The sequence below is a fragment of the Brevibacterium sp. 'Marine' genome (assembly GCF_012844365.1).
Classification (GTDB): Bacteria; Actinomycetota; Actinomycetes; order Actinomycetales; family Brevibacteriaceae; genus Brevibacterium.
In genome coordinates, this window is sequence record NZ_CP051626.1 from 304,902 (window position 1) to 326,807 (window position 21,906).

Genomic DNA, 21,906 nt, shown 5'->3' on the forward strand with positions numbered 1-21,906 from the left:
CCGCCCGTGGAAGAGTGAAACTGGTGCGGTGCGGTTCGCCCCAGAACGAGCAATGGAGGTCATTCATGGTGAACGCAGCGACGGATTCCGCCACAGCGGGGTCCGCTACATCAGATGCTCGGATCCTCAACATCCCCGTCCTCGATGAAGATCCATATTCGTTGGACAACCTCACGAATCCATACCCATTTATGAGCAGACTGCGAGCTACTGGCCCTGCCGCCTGGCTGAGTCGGTACGGGGTGCCGGCGTTCGGCCGTGACGCCGAGGTGCGCGAGATTCTCGAGGACTACCGCACCTTCATCTCAGGAGCGGGCGTGGGCAGCGTCAACATCCACCACAATCCGCCGCTGCGCAAGCCCGGGATCCTCGAAGTCGATCCACCGTTGCACACGCGGATGCGATCAGCCATGGACGGTGTCATCACGCCGCGACGCCTGCGGCCGCGGCGGAAGGACTTCTCCACCTATGCGAAGACCGCCATCGACGAGATTCTGTCGACCGACGACGGAGAATTCGACGCCGCGCGTCTGTCCGAACATTACGTGCTGCGTGTGTTCGGCGATGCGGTCGGCATTCCCCGTGAAGGCCGCGCCGAGAATCTCCTGGTTCAGGGAGCGGCGAACTTCGCGACGTTCGGACCGCAGAACGAGATCGCCCAACGCTGGATCGACGAATCCGCTGGCACGTACGACTGGGTGCTGGCGAACTGTGCTCGCGAAGTCCTCGACCCCTCGGGTATGGGCGCGCAGCTGTGGGAGTTCGCGGACTCCGGCGAGATTACTCCGGAAGAGGCGACGCTGCTGGTCAGAGCACTTCTGTCGGCCGGGCTGGACACCACGATCTTCGCCATCACCAATACACTCAACACCTTGGCCCGCCATCCCGAACAGTACGCGAAGATCCACGCCGATCCGCGGTCGGTGCGGTTCGCGATCGACGAATCCTTTCGGCTCGAGAGTCCCTTCTACGCTTTCTACCGGACCACGTCGAGAGACACAGCCCTCTCCGGTGTCGAGATCCCCGCTGAGACGAAGGTGCTCGTGTTCCCCGGCAGCGCGAACAGGGACGAAAGCAAATGGGGGGATGACGCTCATGCCTTCCGATTCGACAGGGACTCGAGCGGCCATCTGACATTCGGAATGGGCATCCACCAGTGCGTCGGCCAGCCGATATCTCGGATGGAGATGGACGCCTTTCTGTCCGCCTTCGTCACCCGCGTCGCACGACTCGAGCCGACGGGTCCGACCGAACCGCTCGTCCATACGACGCTGCAGAGCTATGCGACAGTGCCGCTGAAAGCTCACGCGGCTTGACACTCATTCGTCATCTGAAGGACAGAAGTCCGAAAAGCTGACGCCGATGATTCACCACAACACCACCGCACGAACACCCGTGCGACCGGAACGAGAGGACTCGATGTGATCGATACCGCAGCAGCCTGCACCCGGGAGGAGTTCCCCGGAGAGGATCTCGTCCTCGGCCTCGAACCTGCCACGCTGGAGCAGCTCATCGATGTGGCGCGGTTCCGCCGGCGTATTCGCCTGGCACCGGAGATCGAAGGCCATTGCGCCAAGTCACGTGCTTGGCTCGACGACGTCATTGCGCGCATGCGCGCGGGAGAGCCCGTCGAAGCGATCTACTCCGTCAACACCGGATTCGGTTCATTGGCCGGACGCCAAGCTTTCCCCTCTGCCGATGATGCTGCCGAACTCTCCCGGCGCCTTATCCTCGCCGATGCTTCCGGTCTCGGCCGAATCGTTGACGAAGAGGTCGTGCGAGCGACGATGTTCATCCGCGTCGTCTCGCTCACTCAGGGCTATTCGGCAATCCAATGGGCGCTCGTGGAAGGTCTGGTTGCCATGCTCAACGCCGATGTGTGGCCGGCCGTTCCCGAATACGGGTCGCTGGGCGCTTCCGGAGACCTCATCCCGTTGGCCCATATCGCGCTCGTGCTCACCACCGCTCCAGATGGCAGTGACGAACCGGAGAACTCAGGGGAAGCGATCCTTGACGGCCGTGTCGTGTCCGGGCACGAAGCAATGGCTGCCGCTGGCCTCAAACGAATTCCTGTTGGGGCCAAAGACGGACTAGCACTCCTCAATGGGACCTCATTCTCACTCGCCCAGACCGCGCTCGCCGCTTGGGATGTGCAAGGTGCTCTCCACACCGCCGAGGTGACCGCCTGCCTGTCGATCGAAGCACTGCTGGGATTCGGCGACGCATTCATCGCCGAACTGCACGAAGCACGTGGACAGAAGGGGCAGATCCAAGTCGCCGAACGGATGCGCGGGTACATCAGTGACTCGCAGCTGACGACCGGTGACCGGGACAACGACCCGCAGCGTCAACCACCTCAAGATGCCTATTCGTTGCGATGCGTGCCTCAGGTGTTCGGCCCGATCGCGGATACCCTCGATTTCGCCTTCGGAATCATTGAGCGGGAGATCAACGCGGCGACGGACAATCCATTGGTCTTCCCCGACCTCGACCGCGACCTCAAAGCGGTCTCGGGAGGAAATTTCCACGCCGAGTACGTGGCCTTTGCGGCAGACTTCCTCTCGATTGCGGCCACCGAGATCGGCAATATCACCGAACGGCGGATCTTCCGCCTTGATGACGGCACGCTCAATCGGGGACTGCCGGACATGCTCGTCGACTCCGACCAGGTCGGTCTCGACTGTGGATTCATGCTCCCGCAGTACCTCGCAGCCGCACTTGTCTCCGACTGCAAGACTCTGGCTCACCCTGATTCTGTTGACTCGATCCCCACTTCGGCGAATCAAGAGGACCATGTGTCGATGGCGAACAACGCCGGTCGGCATCTGCGGCAGATCGTTGCCAACGTGGAAGTCGTCGTCGGCGTCGAACTCCTCATGTCGGTGCAGGCACTCGAACTGAGAGTGCAGGCCGGCCGACCCGGCGGCACTGCGGTCTCGGAATCCGACCTGTCGACGACGGCGCAGAAGGTGTCGGCGATGCTGCGGTCGACGCCCGACGAGCAGGGCAAGATGATTGCCCACCTCACCCGCGACGTCGTTCTCTATCCGCAGGTGCGCACAGCCGCGTCGTTGGTCAAGCAGCGTGCGGTTCTCACGGCTGCCCACAGTTAAGACATACAGTGCCCGGTGACGACTGCAGGTCGCAGTCATCACCGGGCACTGCTGTGCGCAGAGGACCGATTCGCTGTCTCAGAGGTCGAGGGAGATCCGTTTGCCGCAGGCGCGGGAGACACAGATCATCATCGTCTCCTGCGCCGCATGTTCCTCGGCAGAGAGCACCGAATCCCGATGATCGGCCTGCCCGTCGAGGATGACGGTTTCACAGGTGCCGCACGTGCCCTTCTGGCACGAGCTCAAGGTGCGCACGCCCGCCTTGTTGAGGGCGTCGATGATCGTGCAGCCGGCCGGCACATCGATTTCGGAGCCGTCCCCGAGCTCGACGACGAAGTCGTCGTCGGTTCCCTCGGCCTTGACCTCGGTTGCATCGGATGCCGTCGTATCGTTGCCGGTCTGACTCGCCGAGGTGGTGCCGCCGGCTCGCGGAGCAGACCGCGCCGGTGCGGTCTGCTCACTGTCTTCGTCGAAGTCCTCACTGACCACTGAAATGCCCGGGCGGTGCTCGAAGCCGATTTCGAGTGCCCGCATCAGGGGAACAGGGCCGCAGGTGTACACGGTGGTCGGCTCGTCGCGGAGCGACGCCCACTCCTCTGCGGCAGATACCACATCGGGTCGTCCTGCCGCCTCGGTGATGTGGATCGTCACTCTTTCTGGTCCATATTCGTCGACGAGAGAGTCTGCGAAGGCCATCGATTCCTGTCGACGACCGACGTAGAGCAGATGCCAGTCTCGACCAGCCGCGACGGCCGTGGCGATCATCGCAGTCAGCGGGGTGATGCCGATGCCACCGGCGACGAAGTACGCGGGGCCGCTCCCTTCGTAGCCGAATGTGTCACGAGGGCCGCGGACGAGCAGGGACGTGCATGAGGCAATGTTCTCGTGCAGCCAGGCGGATCCGCCGCGACCGTGGCGCTCCCGCAGCACTGCGACATGCAGGGAGTCGGCCGGACCGGCCAGGAGCGAGTAGTGGCGGATCGCCAGCCCGTTCGGCAGAGGGACTGCCACCTCGAGATGAGAGCCGGGAGCGGAACCGGCAGACGCCTCGGCGGGGGAGAGATCGATTCCGAGAACCTCGGGAGTGAGCGTGCGGACACCGCTGACGGGCACGGGGCGAAACCCCTGGCTGATGAGCATGTCGAGGTCGATACCGTCGAAATCACCGATCGCCGGGCTGCCGTGCGTGGTCGCCGTCATTGGTCCTCCAGACGTCAGGGCCCAACGCTTCGTCGCTCGGGCCGCGTGTACGTGTCCAGTGTGGGACGAGCGGGGAGCCGGCAGCGATCCGCATTCTCAGCCGCTGGGAATCGCAGTTGTCGCGCTCGGCGCAATCGCTGAAGAGTGGTCGTCAACCGTCAGCGTGTGTGCGAGGACGTAAAGGAGCGACCACGCAATTGCACCCGGTGATGGGACCGTCTGCGAAAGGAAACAACGGTGTCTCCCTTGTGGCTCATAGGCGCGCTCGCCGCCTACTTTCTCATCCTCCTCGGTGTGTCCCTGTACAAGAGACGCACCGACACAGAAACCGACTATTTTCTGGGCGGCAACACGATGCCCGCCTGGATGCTGGCCATGGCGTTCGTCGCCACGTGGTACGGCGGAAACTCAGCTCTCATCTCCGTCGACGAGGCGAATACGCAGGGTATGGGCTCATGGTGGGTTCTCGGCGGACCCACTGTCATCGCCGTGATCGCACTGTTCGCTCTGGGACCGATCATCCGGCGTGCGGGAATGTTGTCCCAGGACGGGATCATGACCTCGCGATATAACAAGACCGCCGGGACCGTGCTCTCCATCGTCACCGCGATCTATCTCATCGTGTGGGGAGCGAGCCAGATGGTCGCGCTCGGTCTCTTCTTCATGGTCTTCTTCGAGATCAGCTTCGCCTGGGGTGTGGCTGTGGCCATCGCCTTTTCACTCGCCTATGCGATGATCGGCGGGTTCCGAGCCGTCGTGCTCACCGAGACCGCGCAGTTCGGCTTCTTCCTGCTCGGGCTCATCGTCACTTTCGTCGGCGCCGTCATCGTCTCCGGCGGACCGGATGCGATCATCCAGACGATCGAGGCGAAACGCGATGCAGCGTTCCTCAACCTGTGGGAAGGCTTCGGTCCGAACCTCGGCTATGTCATCGCCTTCGGTTTGGCGTTCACCATCGATCCCGCCGCTTGGCAGCGCCTGCAGGCGACGAGGTCCCCAAAGGAGGCGCGGAAGGTCACGGTGCATGCGATGATCTACTTCCTGCCGCTGTACTTCCTCGTCGTCTTTGCCGGAATTGCATCGATCGCGGCTTTCAACGAGCCGCCGGAGCAGGGTCTCGTAGCCACCTTGGCCACCAGCCACTTCCTGCCGATTTTCGGCGTCATCGTATTCATCGGCATCGCGGCAGCGATCATGTCGACGATCTGCACCACTCTCAACCTGTCTTCGCTCTACCTCACCGAACTGACGACGAAGGCTCTGCGCCGCGACGTCGCGGAGAAGCAGAAGGTGTGGATCGCACGAGGCGCGACGCTGCTGGCGGCGGTCATCGGCTTCGTCGTCGCCGTGCAGCTGCCGAGCGCACTGACGCTTCTCGCGCTGGCCTCCGAGATGCTGGCGGCGGGAGTCTTCTTCCCACTCGTCCTCGGCTTCTTCTGGCGGCGCGCGAACTCCGCCGGGGCCATCGCCTCGATCATCGGCGGCGGAGGTTTCATCCTCTACGGGTTCCTTATCGAACTCGGCATCGCCCTGCCGTCGTTCTGGGGAGAAGGCTCGGTGACGCGGGTGCTCATCGGCCTTGGCATCAGCTTCGTCCTCTACGTGTCAGTATCGCTGTCGACCTCTGCCGAATTCGCCAAGGCCGACGAATTCGTCGGCCGCAGCCGTGGCAATTCCGCAGGATCGGCTGCCGCACCAGGGCTCAACGGACCCGGAGAGGGGGTCCAGGGCCATGAGCCGAACACTGTGAACACGGATTTGTCGCGATAGGTTCGTCTGACCAGTCTCTGATTCCGCCTGCCGCGGCGTACCGTTGACTCATGGCGCATCCGCAGATGTTCGATGACGACGATCCGATGCTCGAGCGGGTCCGCGCGATCGCGCTGGGCCTGCCCGAGGCGGCCGAGAAGATCTCCCACGGCAGGCCGGCCTTCTTCACGGAGAAGATCTTCGCTCATTACGGCGGCACCGAGAAGCACGCCGCGGGGGAGATGGTGCAGCACCCGCAGGCACTGCTCGTCCTGCTCTATCCCATGGACGCCGAGGCGGTGCTCGAGCAGCCGGGCAGCTTCGTTCCCATGTACCTGGGGCCCTCCGGGTGGGTCGGCCTGGAAATCGCCGACCTCGATGACGGGGAGATCCGAGAACTGCTCGTCGATTCGTACCGGAACACCGCCTCGGCGAGGTTGATCAAGGCGCTCGACGCTCAGGCGTGAGCAATTGTTCGCCCTCACCCCCACACAAACTCACGGTGAACACCCTGGCCAGCGCCGCCTCGGCGGTCATAGGGTTGGGCCATGGCCAACTTCTCTGACTACACCACTCCAGCCTTCATCCCCACCATCGACCTCAACGACGGGCGTGCGATTCCGCACCTCGGGCTCGGCATCTACGCGATGAAGGGCGAGGAGGGCATCGACGCGATCGATGCGGGCATCGACAACGGCTACCGCCTCCTCGATACCGCGGTGAACTACGAGAACGAGCGCGAGGTCGGTCAGGCCATCGTGAACAACGGCATCCCACGCGAGGAACTGTTCGTCACGAGCAAGATCCCCGGTCGCCACCACGGCTTCGACGAAGCCATCGCCAGCACCGAGGAATCGCTGGCCCGACTCGGCCTCGACTATCTCGACCTCCACCTCATCCACTGGCCCAACCCCAGCGTCGGCAAGTACGTCGAGACCTGGGAGGGCCTCATCGAGCTGCGCGATCGCGGGCTCGTGAAGTCCATCGGCGTCTCGAACTTCACTGCCGAAATGCTCACCGAACTGACCGAGAAGACCGGAGTCGCCCCGGCCGTCAACCAGGTCGAGCTGCACCCGTACTTCCCGCAGACCGAGCTCGTGGCGTTCCACAAGTCGATCGGCGTGCAGACCGAGAGTTGGTCCCCGCTCTACCGTGACCAGGGGCTGTTCGACGAAGCCCCCATCGCCGAGGCGGCCGCCGCCCATGGCGTGACCCCGGCCCAGGTGGTTCTGCGCTGGCATATCGAGATCGGGAGCATCCCGATCCCGAAATCGACGAACTTCGACCGTCAACGCTCCAATGCCGATGTCTTCGAGTTCGAACTCACCCCCTCCGAGGTGGCGGCCATCTCCGCGCTCGAGCGCGGTCGGATGAAGGGCCGGGATCCGCTCACCCACGAAGAGATGTGAGGCAGCACGGCAGTTGTTGACGCCGACTGCGGGGACAACGTGGAATTCCGACGGACGACCAGAGCCGACTTTCCGCTGCTCGCGCGATGGCTCAGTTCGCCCCGTATTGCGCGATTCTGGAACCACGAGACCACGTCGGAGGCGATCGAACGGGACTTCGGCGGCAGCATCGACGGCTCCGAACCGTCATTCGACTTCATCGTCGAGGACGCCGGGGTACCGGTCGGGTTCATCCAACGCAGTGCGATCTGGGATTATGCGGACGAGCAGCGGGAACTCATCGCTCTGGCCGACGCCCCGAGGGATGCGCTGACGATCGACTACTTCATCGGAGAGGTCACCGCGACAGGCAAGGGCATCGGCACACGAATGATCCGGGAGTTCACCAAACTCTGCTTCACTGATGCCGCCATCGCCGGTTCAGGGCCCCGCTCCTGTCATTCTTGTTCCGGAACCTCGACGAGGTGGCCCCTGATTCCCGTCAGGTAGCTCGCTCCCAGCGCGGTCAGGGAGAGCAGTTTGCGCTTTGCTCCGGTTCGCGGGGCATCGACGGCCGTGCTGACCAGGAGTCCGGAATCCTGCAGCCTCTTGATCGTGCGATAGAGGCCGCGCTCGGTGATCTGCCAGCCGGTGGCGGCGGTGACCGCTTCGGCGATGGTCGAGATCTCGGCCGGCTGATGCGCGGCGACGAGTGAGAGCGTGACCGGAGTGAGCATCGACTTCTTATAGGTCTCGACCCAGGAGTCGACGCGGTGATCGAGCCATTCGCGCTCTTCCGGGGTTTCGGCCGCCACGCTCAGTCCTCCCAGCCGCGGCCGAGGACCGAACCGACGAGGTGGATGAGCAGGCCGAGTCCCCACAGTCCACTCATGACGAGGGTGACTCCGATCCACGAGCCGCCGAGCGCCATATGGAGGTTCTCCGCGGCCGACGTATCAATGGTGCGGCCCGCGTCTATGAGGCGGACGAGCGCATGGAGGTTGTACGACATCGTCACGGTGACGAACGCGATGACATGGGCGATGACGACTCCGAAGCGGACACGCTTGAGCACGCGCAGGTTCCGCCACAGCCACACCGCGATTCCCAGCGCTACGACGGCGGTGAGGATGCCGGCGAGGATGGTGACCTCGCCGCCGGTGGCCGCAATGACGATCTGGACGATGGCCATGGCGACGATGAGTACGAGCGTGTACGGCAGCAGCAGAGTGCGGGCGTTGGCGGGCGATGATGTCTGCGAGGTGGAGGACATATTGGTACTGTACCTATGGTTCACTGAATGTGGCAAGAGTATCCTCTGGACATCTCTCCGGGGAACGTCGGCCGAGGGATATCCCGGAGCGGCAGGACCGTCTTGTCTCGCGCGGCACCGCTGTGCGCAGGGCTTGTGTGAAAATAGGCCCGTGGGGATGAGGATCAGGCACCGGCGCGCTCTGCGCGGCACCCTCGCCGCGAGCGCGGCGACGTTCGTCGCACTGACGTCGCACATCCTCGGCGGGGGAGCCTTTCCGACCACGATGGGCCTCATCGTGCCGCTGGCGCTGTCGATCCTCGTCTGCGTTGCGCTCGCCGGGCACCGACTGTCGCTGCCGCGCCTGACGGTCTCCGTCGGGATCAGCCAGACGCTCTTCCACCTCCTGTTCTCCCTCTTCACGCCGACCGCTTCCGGTGGGCCTGGTGCTTCGACACGATCCGACGGCGGGCTCGCCGCTCTCCTCGGTTCGCATTCGCAGCACGCGTCGATGCAGACGACCCACCATGCATCGATGAACTCGATGCCCAGCGGTGCGATGCAGATGACCCATGACTCTGCGGTCATGCCTGCCATGGACGGGTCGGGCGGTGCAGCCGCCGAGATGCACGCGCACTCCTCGCCGGCGATGCTGCTGGCCCACTGCGTTGCCGGGATCGTCACCATCGCGATGATCTACTGGGGCGAACGCCTACCGGTCATGCTCGGCTAATTCGCCCGCCTCATCATCCGCGCGGTCATCCCTCGCCTCGCCGTCTCGCGACCGCCGATCGGGAAACCGCGGGCACTCATCGGATTCGAGCCCGAGCTGCCGCGCAGCCTCGGCGTCCTCCGCTCACCGGTGCTGCGGCGGGGCCCGCCGCAGCCTGCAGTCTGACACTCAACACATCCGCGCATCGGCTCCCGTGAGCCGGTGCGATCACTGCTGAGCCCATCTGGTCGTCGACCGCATCTGCCCGTCGAAAGCATCAGGCCGACCAGATCCGGCTCAGCACTATCGACAGAGAGCATCACCATGACCACACCGTCATCAACCGTGCCCGAAAACTCGGGTCCGGACTCCACCGGCCGAAATCTCACCAGGAACAATCCAGAACCGGACCACCGAACCGGCCATCCCGGCCGACGGCCTTCCAGCCAACCGCATCGACCCGACCGCCGCCTCCCATGGCTCGGCCCGCTCCTGCGGCGCCTCCACTTCTACGTGGGGATCCTCATCGGCCCGTTCATCCTCATCGCCGCGCTCACCGGCGCGGCTTACGCCATCAGCCCGACGCTGGAGAAGGCGATCTACGCTGATGAGCTCAACGTCCCCGCGACCGACCATTCGCTTCCTTTGGCCGACCAGGTCACGGCTGCGAACGCCGTCGTCGGAGACACCGACGCGACACTGTCCGCCGTCCGCCCGGCCCCCGAGCCGGGCGACACCACTCGCGTGATGTATTCCGAGCCCAGCCTCGGCGAGAGCGAATCCCGGGCGATCTTCGTCGACCCCGCCACCGCCGAGGTGGTCGGTGACCTCACCGTGTACGGCACCTCGGGTGCCCTGCCGCTGCGGACGTGGATCGATCAGATGCACCGCAGCCTCCACTTCGGCGACCTCGGACGGTTCTACAGCGAACTCGCCGCCTCATGGATGGGAATCGTCGCCGCCGCGGGGATTGTGCTCTGGGTCCTCCGCGCCCGGCGGACGAGGAAACCGCTGGTTATGCTGCGACCGAGCCGGAAGCACAAGGGGTTGAGGCGCACCTTCTCCTGGCACGCCTCGGTGGGTATCTGGGCGGCGATCGGGATGCTGTTCCTCTCGGCCACCGGGATCACCTGGTCGCAGCTGGGCGGGGACAACGTGACGAAGCTGCGTGCCGCGCTGAGCTGGGAGACCCCGGCGGTGTCGACGGAACTCGGCGGCGCCTCAGCGACCGGCGAGCACGCCCATCATGGTGGCAACGCGTCCGCCGAGGCGGCCGGCAGTGCCGCTGATCATGCCGCAATCGACCCGGCCGACTTCGACATGATGCTGTCGATGGGACGCGACGTCAACATCGACACCGGGCTCGTCGAGATCCGGCCACCTGCCGATGACCACTCGGCGTGGGTGGTCCAGGAGATCCAGCGCAGCTTCCCCACGAAGGTCGACGCTGTGGCCTTCGACCCGACGACGATGGAGGTCACCGATCGCGTCGACTTCGTCGACTACAGCGTGCCTGCGAAGCTCGCCCGCTGGGCCATCGACGTGCACATGGGATCGATGTTCGGGCTGGCCAACCAGATCGTGCTCGTCGCACTCGCCCTGGGCATCGCGTCGATGACGGTCTGGGGCTATGTGATGTGGTGGCAGCGTCGGCCGAGGCGCGGACCGGTGACACGGTTCGGAGCCGCGAGGGTCGGGCGTGCCCCGGCACGTGGTGCGCTGAATGAGGCGCCGTGGTGGGGACTGGCCGCGGTCGCGCTCGGCGCCATTGCGATCGGTCTGTTCCTGCCATTGGTGGGCATCAGCCTCGTGGTCTTCATTGTCTTCGACGTGGTCCTTGGGGCAAGTGTGTGGCGGGCGAGTAGCTTCGGCTGAGCAGGCGGCTGTGCCGCTTGCCTGCTGGGGCCGATCGTCGAATCTTCGATGAACGGCCCCAACTCACCTGAACCTCATGTGGCAGGCGGCGTGCACGGCCGCACGAGAACCCGTATCGAGCAAGCGGCCGAGTCTGAACCCAGCAAGTAGCAGGACTTCTAACCAGCATTCGGCAGGACCTTCGCCCGACAAGCGGCCGGCTCGTCCAGCCGCTTCACTCAAAGGTGACGGACCTCTTCGCTCGCGTGTCGACGCGCAGCTCGAAGACGTCCGGGCGAGAATAGTGGCCGACCGGGTCGAAGTCGAGGTGAGAGCGGGTCTTGGCGCCGGGATCGACATCGGCGTAGAGGATCGTCTCCTCCTCATAGACCGGCCCGGCCAGCACCTCGCCGGTGGGTGCGACGATGACGCTGCCGCCTCGGATGGCGGTCTTGCCATAGGGCAGCTCCTCGTCGAAGGGGTGGTCGTCTGGGAACTCGCTCTTCGTGATGTACTGACAGGCCGAGAGCACATGCGTCCGCCCCTCGAGCGCGATGTGCGTCATCGTCGCCGTCCACGTCGGCCGGTCGTCGACGGTCGGGGCGCAATAGACGGACACTCCCTTGGCGTACATCGCCTGGCGCAACAGCGGCATGTAGTTCTCCCAGCAGATGACGCTGCCCACCCGCCCGAACGGGGTGTCCATCGTGTCGAGTGTCGAGCCGTCCCCGAAGCCCCAGATGACGCGCTCGGTACCGGTGGGCATGAGCTTCCGATGCACACCGACGACGCCGCGGTCCGGATCGATCAGCAACGCCGTGCAATAGAGAGTGTTGCCGGCCCGTTCGATGACGCCGATGACGACGAAGGCGCTGCCCTCGCGGGCTGCCTCGGCGAGCCTGGCGACCTCGGGGCCGTCAACGGTGACCGCACTGTCGAAGTACCGCTCGAACTCCGACCGGCCCCTCGGAGTCCGCATCCCCACGGGAGCGCCGAACGTGCTGCCCTTCGGGTAGCCGCCGATGAAGGCTTCGGGGAACACGATGAGCTCTGCCCCATTGCCCGCGGCCTCGCGCATCTTTGCGATCGCCTTGTCCACCGACGCCTCGGCATCGAATGGAACGGAACCTGCCTGGACGACTGCCACCTTGTGCATGAGATCGACCTTCTCTGCTCGACGGAAACTCCTGTCCCTACTGTCGAATGTGAGGCGGGAAAGGTCAATCGGCCAGAGACAGCCGAGGCGCCCGTCCCGAAAAGGACGAGCGCCTCGGCCAATTGCCATCGTCAACTCCAGTGCGAAGCGGACCGAATTCGCATGCTATCGCGGAACTGTCCCGTTGACTTCTCGAGCAGTTCACCGGTGCCCCAGTCGAGGACGACGCCGTACTGCCGGACGACGTCGTGGACGGTGATCTCGTCAGCGCGGTAACGGCGGGCCACCTCGGCGGGGTCGGCGTCCAGCCAGGACGCGCGTTCGGAGCGGATCCGTTCCCGTTCATTCGCTGTCGCGGTTTCGTCGATCTCGTATTCGTCGAGTTCGGCATCGATCTCACGGATGATGACACCGTAGTCCTTGGCCGCGCGGTCGATGGATACGTAGCCGTCAATGACGTCCTCGAGCACCTCGGCCCTCCTCCGTTCGAGAGGGTCCCCGAACCCGCCTCCACCGGCGCTGGGGCGTTCGAACGTGTCACCGGGGCTGATGGCTACGTTCGAGAACGTGGCGCCCAAATAGCGTGGGTTCTCCGATGAAGGATTGAGCCAGACTCCGTGTGGGATCGATGGCAGCCCGCCATTGATGCCCCACGTCGTCGATCGGCCTCGATCGCAGCAGTAGCTCATTACTGCTCCAGTCGCATCGGTGAGGATGCCGCCCTTATTGACGCCGCAACCTCCGCGGAACCTGCCCGGCCCGCCGGAGTCGATGTTGATCGAGTGCTGAGTCGTGACTACCGGGGTCAGACGCTCCTGTCCCTCGACCGGCTGCACGGCGAGTCCGGTGCCGAACACCGGCGACGTCGCCGACGAGCCGTCCTTCGTCGATCGGCCGCCCCATCCGCCTGCCATCCAGTCGTACCACATGAAGTACGGGCTCGACTCGGTCCTGGCGTCATGCCCACCGACGAGCAGATACTCGAGGTTGAATGCACACGCCATGGCGCGTTCGGGCATGATGTGGGACCACAATTCGAAGATCGCGTTCATCACCTTCTCGTACGGACCCGAACAGAATCCGGTCACGGCATGTGGCCAACCAGCATTGACGACGGTTCCTTCCTCGCCGATTTCGGCCGTCACGGCTTGATAGAACCCGGAGTTGAGTGGAACCTCGGGGAAGAAGGTCTTCGTGCCGGCGTAGATCGCCGAGAACGTCGTCCCGTAACCAGAGTTGAGGAAGGTCGAGACTGCCTCGGCCGAGCCGGTGAGGTCGTAGTGGATGCCAGTCCCGTCGAGGGTGAGCTTCACGCGGATCGGCGCCAGGCCCTCACCTTTGGCCGGATCGCCGTCGAGGAAATCGACGGTTTCCCACTCGCCCGTGGGCAGATCACCGAGGCCGGCGAGAACCGTGCGGCAGACATAGTCCTGCGTCTCTTGCATCGCATCGAGGACCGTGTCCTTCGAATATTTGTCGACGAGGCGGAGCACTTCGCGTTCGCATACAGCTGTGGCCTCGGCTTGGGCGTTGAGATCGCCGAGGGCCTGATCGGGAGCACGCGTATTCGACACGAGCAGCTGAGCTACATCGTGGAGGAACCGGCCCTTGTGCCAGACCCGAAGCGGGGTGATGCGCAGACCCTCACCGAAGTGCTCACTGGCAGAGACATCGAACGAGCCCGGGACGGACCCACCGATATCGGCCCAGTGGCCTTTGTTCTGCGCGAAGCCGATGATCTCGTCATCAGCGAAGATCGGACGGATGAAGCTGACATCATTGAAGTGCGTGCCGCCTCGGTAAGGGTCGTTGATGAGGAAGACGTCGCCAGGATTGATGTCATCACCGAACTCCTCCATGACGGCCTTGCACTGAAAGTGCAGAGTGCCGACGTGGACGGCGATGTCAGCGCTGCCCTGCATGACGGTGTTTCCGTAGCGGTCACAAAGTGCCGACGAGAAGTCGCGTGAGTAGATGACGAACGAATAGCAGGTCCGCAGGATCTGTTCGCTCATGAGGTCGACGCTGGTGGCGAAGGCATTCTTCAGTACTTCGAAAGTCACCGGGTCGAGCGTGGACGTCGACTGTTCCGTTGATGTGGTCATGGGTCTCTCCTCACAGGCCGTTCTGTGTTGAATTGTTCGCAGCTGAAAGCGCAGGCTCTGCTGTCTCTGCCGTCAGCGCGATGCGGATGTTGAACCACTCATCGATCACGGCGGACGAGTTCGGCGGGATAACGGTGGTCGAGTCGATCTGATTGAGGATCGCCGGTCCGATGAACGCGGCTCCCGAGGGCAAGTTCTCCCGCTGGTAGACCGGCGTCGAATGCCACTGTCCGTCGAAGTAGACGTCGCGGACCTCGAGCGGCTCACCGGGATCTTTGCTGCTGACAGGGGTCGGTTTGAAGGTCGGCTTCGGTGTCTTCCCGAGCGCCTTGAGGTGGAGTTGGTAGATCTCGACCGGGGTGTCATCCTGCCGGAACGCGTACTGTTTCTCGTGTTCCTCGTGAAAGAGTTGGACGGCCTCGCGCAGCGCATTCGGGCCGGAGCCCATCTTCACCTGCAGCGACCTCCACTGGCCGTGGTAACGCATCGAGATTCCACGTTCGAAGACCGAGTCTTCCTCGGCGACTTTCTCATGTCGCAGTCGATCTCGACCTTCGAGTTCGAGTTCGCGGAAGTGCTGTTCGACCGTTTCTGCGTCTGCGGAGTCCGCGACGCCGGTGAACATCTGCGACAGGTCGTGTTGGATGTCGACGAGGAGGCACCCCAGCGCCGAGGTGACTCCCGGGCTGGGCGGGACGATGACAGTGGGGATGTTGAGTTCGCGTGCCACATCGGCCCCGTGCAGTGCACCGGCACCGCCGAATGCGATGAGCGCAAAATCTCGTGGATCGAGTCCGCGGCGGATGGACACGAGTCGGACTGCGTCGGCCATGTTGGCATTGGCGACCTTGACGATGGACTCGGCCGCAGTGTCGACGTCGAGTCCGAGCGGGTCAGCGATCTTCTCCTTGATCGCTGACCGCGAGCTATCGCGGTCCAGGGTCATCTCACCGTCAGCGAGATCGGTGCCAAGTCGATTGAGCCAGAGGTTCGCATCCGTGTTCGTCGGTTCCTCCCCGCCTCGTCGATAGCAGACAGGGCCTGGGGCGGCCCCAGCTGACTGAGGGCCGTTTCGCAGCGAACCGGCAATGTCGATATGAGCCAGTGATCCACCGCCCGCGCCGATGGTGAGGACTTCGATGCTGGGGAAGACGATGGGGTGACCGTATTCGACCTCCCACTCGTTCGTCTCTCGCAGCTCACCGTCGGCGATGAGTGAGATGTCTGTCGAGGTGCCGCCCATATCGAGCCCGACGGCGTTTTCGTACCCACACTGCTCGGCGACGTGCTGGGCGGCGATCGCGCCGGCGGCGATGCCCGAAGCCGCCAGCCGGACCGGGAACTTCTTGACCATCTCCGACGTCATCGAACCGCCGCCCGAATGGAGCAGCAGCAGCTCGCCGGCGTAGCCGTCTTCGGTCAGGTTGCTGTCGAGCTGTTCGACATAACCGGACACCAGAGGTCCGAGTACAGCATTGGCTACTGTCGTGTTGAATCGGTTGTGCTCAAAGATCTCCGGCAGCACTTCTGCCGAGGTTGAGATGCTGGCCTCTGGGAGCTCCTCGGCGAGGATTTCTCGCATCCGTAACTCATTCGCGGAGTTCGCATAAGAGTTGACGAAGCAGACGGCAATGGTCGTCGCGCCGCGCTTCTTCAGTAGCCGCCCGAGTTTTCGGGCCTCCACTTCATCGAGTTCGGTGACGATATTGCCGGCATAGTCGACTCGTTCAGTGACCTCGAATCGGTCACGGCGACGAATGTAGGGACCGGAGACGTCTGAGTATGCGTCCCACAGATCGTCCTTCGTGCCATCACGGATCTCGATGACATCGCGGAATCCCTTGGTAGTCACCATCGCTGATTTGGGGAATCTGCGAGTGATGAGCGCATTTGTTGCAACGGTCGTTCCATGCGAGAAGAGTTCAACCTGACTGAGGTCGATGTCCGCTCGCTTTACCCCGTTGAGAACAGCCTCCATCGGGTTGTCCGGGGTTGAAGGCACTTTCGTCACCTTCATCTTCTGGGTGGATTCGTCGAAAACACAGATGTCGGTGAACGTTCCACCGACGTCGACTGCGACGCGTAGATCTGCCACGGTCATCTCCTTTGATTGTGGTGTTCTCCATAGCCTGGCTCTCGGCACTCGAGCAGGTCAATGGAGCAGACGAAGGAAGAACCAGTAGAATTTGTGAAAATCACAAAGTGTCGGCGTTCTTGCTGACGGCTGGCCCGCTGATCAGTCGGCACCCGTGACGGTGAGGGGAGACGCAGATGAGTTCGAACCGAAAATCACTGACGCGAGAGCAGATCTTCGACGAGCTGATGAGTGGTCTGAACTCAGTAGACCCTCTTGAGTCGGCACTTCTGCGTGCCACGAATATCTGCAGAGGTGCGGGACTTGTCGTCAACGAGCTCGGAGAGGTCATCCGATCTGTCGGTACGGCGCCGACTCATCTCATTTCTCAGTGGGTGCAGGATGAAATTTTCGCAGACGCGGACCGTGCCCGGTGGGATGAGCCGAAGTCAGGGGCAATCGGACGTTGGCACGTCTACGCTCAGACAGTTCGACTGCGTAGTCGCAACCACGTCATTGTCGTCGCCGTGCACGCCGATGCTTTTGTGGAACGGGAGGACGATGCGGCTGTTAGCCTTATCCTCGATGTCTTGACCAAGCTCTTGCGTGCTTTCGAGGGATTCGAATCCTTCTCGATCAGCAATCGACGTGAGGAATCGGTCCGAGTCCTGCGAGATTTGGAAGCCGGAGTCTCGCCGGGACGCGAACCTGCGATTTGGCGGCTCCTCGAAAGTTTCGGATTCGTCGCCTACGAGCCGATCCGGGCAGTACGGGTTCGTCTCGACATTGCAGATTCCGTATCAGCACGACCAACTCTGCCTCCTGGGGGCGGGCTCGTCATCAGAGAGTCTGAGTATGGAGCATCGGCGATCGAACAGACCGTGGTGTGCTCGGGAGACTTCGATATCGAAAGTCGCCTGGATGCTCCAGGTCTTCTCGGCGTCGGAGTATCTGGCCTCTTCACTGCACTGAGCCAAGTGCCTGAGATGCTGCAGACTGCGAATGTGGCACTCGGTTCAGTGCGCGGGACGAAGTTCGCCTTCGTCGACCGAATGCGCCCGATCGAATGGGCCGCGGCACGAATGAGTCTGCGTTTCGATCGTCGGCTAGTGGCTGCATTTCTCAATCCGATAGTCACCAAGCCCGAAGCTTCCACCACACTGCGCACTTACGTGGAAAGCGGCGGTAGCATTGCTGAGGTTGCTGCGCGGCTGCATGTGCACGAGAACACTGTGCGTTACCGAATCGGGCAGATCGAAAAGGTGTTGGACGCACGTCTCACTGACCCACGAACTGCGGCTGAAATCGTACTCGCACTGCAATGTCTCGATACCTCCGAACTGGCGTAGCCTGAGACCATGCCACGTCACCTCCTGACCTCGACGCCGCCGAATCCCGACTCCCGCCGAGGCGGCCCCACGGGTGGTGACGAAAACGACGACGGCACGGCTGCCGCGACCCAGCGACACTCCATGGGCCCCATCCGCGGGCGCAAGTCACTCATCGCGCTCTTCGCGGTCCTCCTCGTCGCCTGGGTCGGCATCTCGGGTGTCGGCGGTCCCTACTTCGGCAAAATCTCCGAGGTCGCCACGAACGACCGCTCGTCCTTCCTCCCCGAATCCGCCGAATCGACCCGCGCTCAGGACCAGATCGAGAAGTTCAGCGACCTCGACTACGTTCCGGCCATCGTCGTCCTCGAAAACAGCGATGGAGTCACCGACGACGACAGGTCCCGACTCGACGAACTGACGCAGACCCTTGTCGACGACGACCTGCTGGCCGCCGACGCCTCACCGCTCATCCCCTCCGATGACGGCGACGCCCTCGAGGTCATCCTCCCGGTCTCCGCGGAGACCACCGCCGACGATGTCGAGCGGATCAGGGACGCCATCGGCGAAGCCTTCCCGATCGCGGCCGCCGCCGACACGTCCCCGAATCAGAGCGGGAGTCTCCCCACCACGGTCGCGGACGTCTATGTCACCGGACCGGCCGGGTTCGCCGCCGACCTCACCGAAGCCTTCGCCGGCATCGACGGGATCCTGCTGCTCGTCGCGCTCATCGCCGTCTTCGTCATCCTCGTCATCGTCTACCGCTCGCCGCTGCTGCCGATCATCGTCCTCTTCACCTCCCTGGCCGCACTCTCCGCCTCGATCTTCGTCATCTGGCACCTCGCCGATGCCGGCATCCTCCTCATCAACGGGCAGGTCCAGGGGATCCTCTTCATCCTCGTCGTCGGTGCCACCACCGACTACTCCCTCCTCGTCGTCGCCCGCTTCCGCGACGCCCTGCGCACCGAAACCGACCGTGTCCGTGCGGGACTGAGCGCCCTCAAAGGCGTCCTCGAACCGATCGCCGCCTCGGGTGGAACCGTCATCGCCGGACTCCTCGTCCTCCTCCTCACCGACCTCGCCTCGACGCGCGCACTCGGCCCGGTCGCGGCGATCGGCATCGTCGTGGCGATGCTCGCGGCACTGACCTTCCTGCCCGCCGCACTCATGACCATCGGCCGCGCCGTCTTCTGGCCCTTCCCGCCGCGTCCGTCGAATCCGACCAAGCGCGGGCTGTGGGCGAGGATCGCCGAGGCGGTCGCGAAGCGTCCGCGCGCGATCTGGATCGGACTCGTCATCGTCCTCGCGCTCCCGCTGCTCGCCGCCCCGCAGTTCAAGGCCTCCGGAGTCGCCCAATCCGAATTCGTCCTCGGCCAGTCCGAAGCCCGCGACGGTCAGGACGTGCTCGCCGAGCACTTCCCCGGCGGCTCCGGCTCACCGACGCAGATCGTCGTCGCCGCCGACGACCTCGAAGAGGCCGCGCGGGCCATCGTCGACCTCGACGGGGTCGAATCCCTGTCGGTCACCGCCGCAGACTCCCCGAGCGGAACCCTGTCCATCAACGCCGACGGCGAACCCGAAGCCCCCCGAGGCGGCCCGCCGCAGGCATCCGCCGGGTCTCAGGCCACCCCCGTACCCACCGAGGTCGACGGTGCCGTCCTCCTCGAGGCCACGCTCACCGACGCCGCCGACTCCCTGGCCGCCGAGACCACCGTGACCGACATCCGCGAGGCCGTCCACGACATCGACGCCGGGACCCTCGTCGGCGGCGAGACCGCCGTCGACCTCGACACGAACACCACCGCCGAGGCGGACCGGGCACTGGCGATCCCGCTCATCCTCCTCGTCATCACCGTCATCCTCATCCTCCTGCTGCGCTCACTGCTGGCACCGCTCCTGCTCGTGGCGCTGACGGTGCTGTCCTTCGGCACGGCGCTCGGGGTCTCGGCGTTGGTCTTCAACCACCTCATCGGCTTTGACGGCGCCGACCCCTCGGTGCCGCTGTACGCGTTCGTCTTCCTCGTGGCGCTGGGCATCGACTACAACATCTTCCTCATGTCCCGGGTGCGCGAGGAATCCCTGCACCTGGGCACCCGACGGGGAGTGCTCTCCGGACTCGTCGCCACTGGTGGGGTGATCACCTCGGCGGGGATCGTGCTCGCGGCGACCTTCGCCGCTCTCGCCGTCATCCCGGTGATGTTCCTCTTCCAGCTTGCCTTCATCGTCACCTTCGGCGTCCTCCTCGACGCGATCCTCGTCCGTTCGCTCGTCGTCCCGGCCCTCGTCCACGACATCGGACGCAGCGTCTGGTGGCCGTGGCGGAAACGGATCCCGCGGGACTGAGCGTCGGACCGCCTCTGCGGGGGAGAACGGAATGATCACAATCCGTCCTGCGCAGTGGTCGGCTGTGGCGATGGTCACGGTGTTCCTCTAGGGTGCAGTACGTAGGTATTGCTCACGCAACACTCACCTGATCATCAGGTTTCGAAGGAGAACACAATGACGCGCACTCTTCGCCGACCCCGCACCCTCGCCGCAGCCGCCGGTATCGCGGCCCTGACACTGCTCGCCACCGCCTGCGGAGGCGGCGGAGGTGGAGGAGGTGAGGAGGGCGAACAGAGCGCCGACTTCATCACGATCGCCACCGGCGGCTCCTCGGGCGTGTACTACCAGGTCGGAGCCACGATGTCGGAGATCCTCGCCGACGAACTCGGCGCCGACACCTCCGTGCAGTCGACGGGCGCCTCGGTGGAGAACCTCACCCTCATCCAGGACGGGGGAGCGGAACTCGCCTTCACCCAGGGCGACGCGGTCGACCAGGCCCTGGCCGGCGAAGGCGCCTTCGACGGCAAGCAGATCGACTCCCTGCCCGTCGTCGCGAACCTCTACGACCAGTACGTCCAGCTTGTGACCATCGAAGGCTCGGGCATCGACTCGATCGAGGACATCAAGGGCAAATCGGTCTCCGTCGGCGATCAGAACTCCGGCGTCGAACTCAACGCCCGCACCGTCGTCGACGCCTACGGGCTCAGCTACGAAGACTTCAGCGCCGACTACCTGCCCTACGCCGAGGCGATCGACCAGATGCGCAACGGTCAGCTCGACGCCGCGTTCGTCACCAGCGGTCTGCCGAACTCCGCGGTCACCGACCTGGCGACCAGCGACGACGTCAAGGTCGTCCCGTTCACCGGGGACGGACGGGAGAAGCTGCTGTCCGAACACGACTACTTCGGCGAAGGCGAGATCCCGGCCGGCACCTACGGCGACAGCAAGGCGGCGGAGACCCTGACGATCCCCAACCTGCTGGTCGTCAGCCCCTCGCTCAGCGACGACGCCGTCTACGACATCACGAAGACCCTGTTCGACAGCATCGACAAGATCCAGAGCTCGCACAACGCGGCCAAGGACATCACCGTCGACAACGCGCAGGACGTGCCCGTGAGCGAACTCGCCCCCGGAGCGAAGCAGTACTTCGACGAACAGGGCTGAGCCATCACGAGCCTGACCCGCAGGGCGGCTCTCACGCTCGCCACCACGGTGGGGCTGGGCATCGCCGTTCCGCCGGCGGTGTCCGGTCCCGCGCCGAGGCGGCTGGTCATCCGACAGCAGGCACCGGGTGACCGGGTGTATCGGTCGATGCCCATCGACGGCGACGACGAGGTGGCGATGACGTGGATGCACTCGGTCGACAAGACCCCCTGGTGGGAGTACTACCGGGCCGTCGGCGACGAACTCGTCCTCGACTGCACGGAACTGTCGCTGATGGGAGCGGGCACCCCGTTCGAGGCCCCGCAGACCGAACTCGACGGTGACATGGTCAGGCTCTGCGGCCTCGACGAGCACTTTGAAGCCGTGCGGTGGATCCACTCCCACCGCGTCCACCACCGGATCTATGTCAACGGCGAGCTCCTGCTGCCGACCCGGGCCATCGGCCACCACGTCCACGCCGAGATGATCGTGATCGGAGACTGAAGA

18 protein-coding genes are annotated in these 21,906 nt (G+C 64.1%); 12 read left to right on the top strand and 6 right to left on the bottom strand.

Translation table 11 applies throughout. The features are described 5' to 3' along the window. The first annotated feature begins 65 nt into the window (after nt 1-65). Together HF684_RS01355 and HF684_RS01360 are read left to right on the top strand one after the other, a co-directional pair. Entirely contained in the window at nt 66-1,316 is a 1,251-nt protein-coding gene (locus HF684_RS01355; RefSeq protein ID WP_169251005.1) for a cytochrome P450, read from the top strand. A 105-nt stretch (nt 1,317-1,421) separates the two neighbouring features. Then, complete coding sequence (locus tag HF684_RS01360) at nt 1,422-3,113, top strand: aromatic amino acid lyase (RefSeq protein WP_248279068.1); 1,692 nt, start codon at nt 1,422-1,424, stop codon at nt 3,111-3,113. A gap of 78 nt (nt 3,114-3,191) precedes the next feature. Here the strand turns inward: HF684_RS01360 and HF684_RS18910 are convergent, their stop codons facing one another. Then, complete coding sequence (locus tag HF684_RS18910) at nt 3,192-4,313, bottom strand: PDR/VanB family oxidoreductase (RefSeq protein ID WP_169251006.1); 1,122 nt, start codon at nt 4,311-4,313, stop codon at nt 3,192-3,194. 237 nt (nt 4,314-4,550) lie between these two features. On the opposite strand from HF684_RS18910, the gene HF684_RS01370 reads away from it, so the two are divergent. From HF684_RS01370 to HF684_RS01385, 4 genes are all read left to right on the top strand, one after another. Beyond that, a complete protein-coding gene (locus HF684_RS01370; RefSeq protein WP_169251007.1) occupies nt 4,551-6,083 on the top strand; it encodes a sodium:solute symporter family protein in 1,533 nt (510 codons plus the stop codon). Between the two features lie 50 nt (nt 6,084-6,133). After that, nucleotides 6,134-6,529, top strand: coding sequence for an MmcQ/YjbR family DNA-binding protein (locus HF684_RS01375; RefSeq protein ID WP_169251008.1), 396 nt, complete (start codon nt 6,134-6,136; stop codon nt 6,527-6,529). Nucleotides 6,530-6,610: 81 nt separating this feature from the next. Continuing rightward, the gene (locus tag HF684_RS01380; RefSeq protein ID WP_169251009.1) at nt 6,611-7,471 is read left to right on the top strand and encodes an aldo/keto reductase; all 861 of its coding nucleotides are present in this window, start codon (nt 6,611-6,613) and stop codon (nt 7,469-7,471) included. Between the two features lie 39 nt (nt 7,472-7,510). Beyond that, the gene (locus HF684_RS01385) at nt 7,511-7,960 is read left to right on the top strand and encodes a GNAT family N-acetyltransferase (RefSeq protein ID WP_169251010.1); all 450 of its coding nucleotides are present in this window, start codon (nt 7,511-7,513) and stop codon (nt 7,958-7,960) included. On the opposite strand, the gene HF684_RS01390 is transcribed toward HF684_RS01385, so the two are convergent. Further along, on the bottom strand, nt 7,909-8,265 hold the full coding sequence (locus HF684_RS01390; protein WP_248279069.1) for a PadR family transcriptional regulator: 357 nt from the start codon (nt 8,263-8,265) through the stop codon (nt 7,909-7,911). The two genes, HF684_RS01385 and HF684_RS01390, sit on opposite strands and share 52 nt — an antisense overlap. A 2-nt stretch (nt 8,266-8,267) precedes the next feature. Then, a complete protein-coding gene (locus tag HF684_RS01395; protein ID WP_169251011.1) occupies nt 8,268-8,723 on the bottom strand; it encodes a hypothetical protein in 456 nt (151 codons plus the stop codon). 157 nt (nt 8,724-8,880) lie between these two features. Here HF684_RS01395 and HF684_RS01400 point away from each other — a divergent pair, with 157 nt between their 5' ends. Both HF684_RS01400 and HF684_RS01405 read left to right on the top strand, forming a co-directional pair. Then, complete coding sequence (locus HF684_RS01400) at nt 8,881-9,435, top strand: hypothetical protein (protein WP_248279070.1); 555 nt, start codon at nt 8,881-8,883, stop codon at nt 9,433-9,435. Between the two features lie 303 nt (nt 9,436-9,738). Further along, nucleotides 9,739-11,289, top strand: coding sequence for a PepSY-associated TM helix domain-containing protein (locus tag HF684_RS01405; RefSeq protein WP_169251012.1), 1,551 nt, complete (start codon nt 9,739-9,741; stop codon nt 11,287-11,289). Nucleotides 11,290-11,503: 214 nt separating this feature from the next. Here the strand turns inward: HF684_RS01405 and HF684_RS01410 are convergent, their stop codons facing one another. From HF684_RS01410 to HF684_RS01420, 3 genes are all read right to left on the bottom strand, one after another. Then, nucleotides 11,504-12,424 carry a carbon-nitrogen hydrolase family protein gene (locus HF684_RS01410; RefSeq protein WP_169251013.1) on the bottom strand — a complete coding sequence of 307 codons (921 nt, stop codon included), beginning with the start codon at nt 12,422-12,424 and terminating at the stop codon, nt 11,504-11,506. 131 nt (nt 12,425-12,555) lie between these two features. Beyond that, complete coding sequence (locus HF684_RS01415) at nt 12,556-14,529, bottom strand: hydantoinase B/oxoprolinase family protein (RefSeq protein ID WP_169251014.1); 1,974 nt, start codon at nt 14,527-14,529, stop codon at nt 12,556-12,558. Nucleotides 14,530-14,539: 10 nt separating this feature from the next. After that, nucleotides 14,540-16,624, bottom strand: a complete 2,085-nt coding sequence (locus HF684_RS01420) for a hydantoinase/oxoprolinase family protein (protein ID WP_211168042.1) — start codon at nt 16,622-16,624, stop codon at nt 14,540-14,542. Between the two features lie 176 nt (nt 16,625-16,800). On the opposite strand from HF684_RS01420, the gene HF684_RS01425 reads away from it, so the two are divergent. The 4 genes from HF684_RS01425 (at nt 16,801) to HF684_RS01440 (ending at nt 21,903) form a co-directional block, all read left to right on the top strand. Beyond that, on the top strand, nt 16,801-17,952 hold the full coding sequence (locus HF684_RS01425) for a PucR family transcriptional regulator (RefSeq protein ID WP_169251016.1): 1,152 nt from the start codon (nt 16,801-16,803) through the stop codon (nt 17,950-17,952). A 9-nt stretch (nt 17,953-17,961) separates the two neighbouring features. Next, on the top strand, nt 17,962-20,274 hold the full coding sequence (locus tag HF684_RS01430; RefSeq protein ID WP_169251017.1) for an MMPL family transporter: 2,313 nt from the start codon (nt 17,962-17,964) through the stop codon (nt 20,272-20,274). Between the two features lie 156 nt (nt 20,275-20,430). Then, the gene (locus HF684_RS01435) at nt 20,431-21,420 is read left to right on the top strand and encodes a TAXI family TRAP transporter solute-binding subunit (protein WP_169251018.1); all 990 of its coding nucleotides are present in this window, start codon (nt 20,431-20,433) and stop codon (nt 21,418-21,420) included. A gap of 147 nt (nt 21,421-21,567) precedes the next feature. Next, the gene (locus HF684_RS01440; RefSeq protein ID WP_169251019.1) at nt 21,568-21,903 is read left to right on the top strand and encodes a DUF1850 domain-containing protein; all 336 of its coding nucleotides are present in this window, start codon (nt 21,568-21,570) and stop codon (nt 21,901-21,903) included. The last annotated feature ends 3 nt before the right edge of the window (nt 21,904-21,906 follow it).